Below are 5,000 nucleotides of genomic sequence, written 5' to 3'. Positions count from 1 at the left end.
TGGCACGGAGTTAGCCGGTGCTTCTTCTGTCAGTAACGTCACAGCTAGCAGGTATTAACTACTAACCTTTCCTCCTGACTGAAAGTGCTTTACAACCCGAAGGCCTTCTTCACACACGCGGCATGGCTGCATCAGGCTTGCGCCCATTGTGCAATATTCCCCACTGCTGCCTCCCGTAGGAGTCTGGGCCGTGTCTCAGTCCCAGTGTGGCTGATCATCCTCTCAAACCAGCTAGGGATCGTCGCCTTGGTGAGCCATTACCTCACCAACTAGCTAATCCCACTTGGGCCAATCTAAAGGCGAGAGCCGAAGCCCCCTTTGGTCCGTAGACATTATGCGGTATTAGCAGTCGTTTCCAACTGTTGTCCCCCACCTCAAGGCATGTTCCCAAGCATTACTCACCCGTCCGCCGCTCGTCAGCAAAGTAGCAAGCTACTTTCTGTTACCGCTCGACTTGCATGTGTTAGGCCTGCCGCCAGCGTTCAATCTGAGCCATGATCAAACTCTTCAATTAAAAAGTTTTATGTCTTTCGACAGCTCAATGAATTCTGAATTTTTTAATATCTTTCGATATTGAATTGACTGTGCCGAAGCAACTTATAAATAAGTTACTTCTGTTGGTCACTCAGTTTTCAATTGAGACTCTAATTTGTTTGCCTCATTACTTGCTCAATAAAGAACGAAGTAGCTTGGCTGTTAGAACTCAACCTGTACGAGTGCCCACACAGATGATTGCTTTATATTGTTAAAGAACGTTTTGAGTCGCTTCAGCGTCTCAAGGGATGAGAATAATACACCCTTTATTTTTCGAGTCAACACTTAGTTTTAAACTTTCTTTTTGGAAGATTTAAAACCGAAGTTTTATTTAACTCTCTGAGTAGTTCGTGCCTTGCTATGCTTCAGCGTTCCCCGTCTCAGTGGGGTCGCATTATAGGGAGCGGCGGATTTTACGCAAGCGTTATTTGCATAAAATAGTAATTAAAATTAAGCCCCAAGCAAGCACACATGATAAGCACAAGTTACCCACAAAACCCTGTTGATAACTCTTATTTTTACATAGCTAAACCATACTAAAGCTTTTAATTAAAACCCTAAAAATACAAAAAGCACCTTATATAGGTGCTTCTCAAAAGTAATAGTTATTAGAATCTAGGGTCTGTTTATCTTTCAAGGTTAAATTTGCAGCAGCCTGTTTGGTATTCAGGCAAGGCAGAGCCTATGTAGTGTGGTTACTCCCCATAAATAGGCGATAACGTAGCATTAATGCCAAACAGGCGCTGCCTAAAGGGTTCTTCCTAGGGGCTATTTACTCTTTGTTACTCGGTTTTTACTTATTCTTACATGGATGTAAGCCAGTAGGGTAACGCAGGAGCAGTTACCGAGCCCACTAGGTTACAAATCTCGCGCCGCGATTACCCCCTAGTTTGAACAAATTTTAATCCGCAAAGAGCAACAGACCCTAGTATAAAATACTATATAACTTGCGACGATACTTAGCTGCGAGTGCGTCGCCATCAGGTAAAGAGGCAATAATGGCTAAAAAGCTTGGTTTTGCTTCGTTGAAGTTCAGATCTTTTTGTAGAACTGTAAACAGTACATCCAATGCTTCTTCTTTTCTGCCTGCTTCATTAAGTAAAATACTGAGCTCTTCTTTTAATTCTAAGTCATTTGGATACTTTTCTACTTGTTGTTGCTTTTCTTTAATCTCTGGTGAATTTTTTGCTTCAAGCGCGGCTTCGCATTTTGCTTTAATATTATTAAAGTAAGCATCTTGCTCTTGTGCATCTATTGTATTTATAAGTGCTTGCGCTTCATCTACCTTGTGAATTTGAATACATATGTCTGCTAGCACTAACTTGATACGTGCATTACCGCTGTCTATTTCATAAGCTTGCTTTGCATAATTAAATGCAGCATTTAAATCTGACTTTAATAACGCTTGCTTTGCTTGTTCTAACAGTAAGTCTTGTTGCGCAGGTAAATGCTTTGCTAGGGCTTCGCGTATTTGTGCTTCGCTTTGAACACCTGCAAGTAAATCTACTGGTGCGGAGTCTTTTAATAATACAAGCGTAGGCAGTGTTTGCAGACCAACTTGTTGCGCAAGTTGAGAAGCGAGTGCTTGTTCTGCATCGCAATCTAGGTTTGCTACTACTATATAGCTTGCATATTCTGCTGCTACTTTATCTAAAATTGCAGCCTGTCCGATGCAGTCAGGACTTTGAGGAGAGAAAAAGTTAAGCAACACCAATTTTTGTTGTGATGTTTCACCGAGTACTTGTTGAAGGTTTTGCGCATTAATACTAACTATGTTGCTCATTGAATTGATTGCCATATTCGTCTATTTAGGTTTTTATATGGTGGTGAACATAATAATTACAAGTCATATACCTAAATCACTCGGTATACATATTCAACAATAAGGGAAAATATGAAATTAACTTACCTAAGTGCAATACTTTTATTAGCAAGCCCATTAGTACAAGCAAATGGACTCGATTTGAATTTAAGCAAAGCCATGCCAGCTATTGAAAAGTTTTACCTCGACTTACACCAATCCCCAGAGCTCTCTTATCACGAACAAAAAACAGGTAAAAAATTAGCAGATAGATTAACTCAGCTGGGTTTTAAAGTAACAAGTAATGTAGGTGGCTTTGGTGTAGTTGGTATTTATAAAAATGGTGAGGGGCCGACAGTAATGATCCGCACTGATACTGATGGCTTACCTATTATTGAGTAAACAGGAAAATCCTATGCCTCAAAAGTCAAAGTAATAGACGAGCACGGTGCAAAAGTAGGTGTAATGCACGGCTGTGGCCACGATATCCACATGAGCTCTTTTATTGGAACTGCAGAGCAGTTAATTGCTCATAAAAAACAGTGGCAAGGTACATTAATGATGGTTGCACAGCCTGCAGAAGAAGTAGGTGGGGGTGCTAAAGCGATGTTAAGCGAAGGACTATTTAGTAAATATGAAAAACCTGATCATATAATTGCTTTGCATGTAAGTGCTAGCGTCCCCGCTGGTAAGGTATCAATGAAAAATGAATACACTATGGCAAGTGTAGATTCTGTCGATATTACAATTAAAGGTAAAGGTGGTCATGGTGCTTATCCTCATACAACTATTGACCCTGTGGTTATAGCTGCACGCACTGTACTTGCTCTGCAAACAATCACAAGTCGAGAGCTTTCACCACTAGAGCCTTCTGTTATTACAGTTGGATCTATTCATGGTGGCTCAAAACATAATGTGATTTCGGATGAAGTAAACTACAACTCACTCTCAGAAGCTATAACCCAAATGTTAGAAGTGCTCAAATAGCAGCAATAAAACGAATCACGGCAGGTATTGCACAAAGTGCTGGCCTAAATGAATCAAACTACCCTGTAGTATATGTACATGAAGATGAATCTATTCCATCTACTTATAATAACCCTGCACAAACAGACATTGTTAGAAACTCTATTGCCAGCGAAATTGGTGATACTAATGTGCTTGAAACACAAGCTGTAATGGCAGGTGAAGACTTTGGCCTATACGGACGCACCGATGAAAACATCCCTATTACCTTATTTTGGCTAGGTGGCGTAAACCAAGCACAATATGCAGATTCAATAAAAACAGGTGAAGTACTCCCTTCCCTACACTCTAGTAAATTTGCACCAGATTATAAAGTTGCTATCCCTACCGGAATAAAAGCAATGAGTAACGCTGCTGTTGCTTTATTTAATAAGTAACCTGATTTCTGGATAATAAATCTATCTCAAGCAGAGTTCATATATGGTCTCCTCCAGTATTGCAAGGTGTCATTCAACGATAGCAGGGACAGGTTTGCTGTCATATATACGGTCTTTTAGTGAAGATTATTACTTCTGACCTTGATGTAATCCGCGCATATTGTCCTGATCAGGTTATCGGTATTTACTACCACTGAACTCTATAGGTTTTCAATATGCAGGTTTGACCTGTTATGTCATCGTTTTAGCCACTTACGCAATTCTTTGAAGAGTATTTATACGGGTGAGTAACTCTCACCTGAAGCGCTAATAGCCCAAGCCATTCTCGCCATCTTGTTGGCATAAGCTACACATGCTCGATTATGCCCTCGAGTTTGAACCAGTCGGTTTATCCATTGACTTAATTTATCATTCTTCGTTTTTGCTCTTGAGACAACCGCTTTTGCTCCTTGGATCAACAGGCACCTTAAGTAGCTATTTCCTCGCTTACTTATCCCAAGTAAAGTATCTTTCCCGCCACTACTGTGTTGACGCGGAACGATACCTAAAGACGCTGAAACATCGCGGCCTCTTTTATAGTTACTGCCATTTCCAACTTCATTGAAATAGGCGCTTGATACCATAGGACCAAATCCAGGTATTGTTTGGATCCGTTGGCAAATATCATTATTTTTTGCTGTTTCAACTATTAATGTACTGTAAGTTTCAATGCAGCTGTCTAAGTTACTCAATTGTGTTTCTAACTGCTTTAGTACCGCTTTAAATGCGCCTGATAATCCGGTATTTTCATCTTCTAAAATTAGGGGGATACTTTTGCGTATTGTGTTTATACCCTGATTTAAAATAATTCCGTATTCAGCAGTTAAGCCTCGGATTTGATTGCATAGTGCCGTTCTTTGTCTGACCGCTAATTCTCTCGCTTTGTGCTGTGCTTGGTTATCTTGTTGCTCAACTGATTTTATACAGACACTCTTAATATGATGTTGTTTTGAAGCAACGCTAATTGCTAAAGCATCGTTATAATCATTTTTATTGCCAACTAAGAAGGCTTTTACATGCTGAGGTGGAATAAGCTTTATCTGATGACCACATTTTCTGATTTCTCGAGCCCAAAAATGAGAAGTTGCACAGGCCTCTAAAGCAACTAAACACGTAGTGTGTTGTTGGAAAAAAGATAACACTTGCGCACGCTTTAACATTTTCTTTTTAACTAAGCGCCCTTGTTCATTGCAGCACACCACATGGAAAAATCTTTTTGCTAT

Annotated in this window: 2 protein-coding genes, 1 rRNA gene and 1 pseudogene (1 of these 4 running past the window's edge); 1 reads left to right on the top strand and 3 read right to left on the bottom strand. The window is 40.1% G+C overall.

Annotated features, from left to right (window positions below; translation table 11 throughout):
* Together L655_RS01000000125745 and L655_RS0116065 are read right to left on the bottom strand one after the other, a co-directional pair.
* Positions 1–514, bottom strand: a 16S ribosomal RNA gene (locus tag L655_RS01000000125745) (it extends 1,022 nt beyond the left edge of the window).
* Positions 515–1,459: 945 nt separating this feature from the next.
* On the bottom strand, positions 1,460–2,317 hold the full coding sequence (locus tag L655_RS0116065; protein ID WP_024605580.1) for a tetratricopeptide repeat protein: 858 nt from the start codon (positions 2,315–2,317) through the stop codon (positions 1,460–1,462).
* 111 nt (positions 2,318–2,428) lie between these two features.
* Here L655_RS0116065 and L655_RS01000000125740 point away from each other — a divergent pair.
* Positions 2,429–3,738: pseudogene (locus L655_RS01000000125740) on the top strand (amidohydrolase).
* A 275-nt stretch (positions 3,739–4,013) separates the two neighbouring features.
* Here the strand turns inward: L655_RS01000000125740 and L655_RS0116055 are convergent.
* Positions 4,014–5,000: IS110 family transposase (locus L655_RS0116055; RefSeq protein WP_024604568.1), on the bottom strand; the 987-nt coding region annotated here is incomplete at its 5' end.

The organism is Pseudoalteromonas sp. TAE79 (assembly GCF_000498015.1).
In the GTDB taxonomy this organism is placed as follows: Bacteria; Pseudomonadota; Gammaproteobacteria; order Enterobacterales; family Alteromonadaceae; genus Pseudoalteromonas.
The sequence above is the reverse complement of the archived record's forward strand: the minus strand, read 5'-3'. Positions and strand labels throughout refer to the sequence as shown.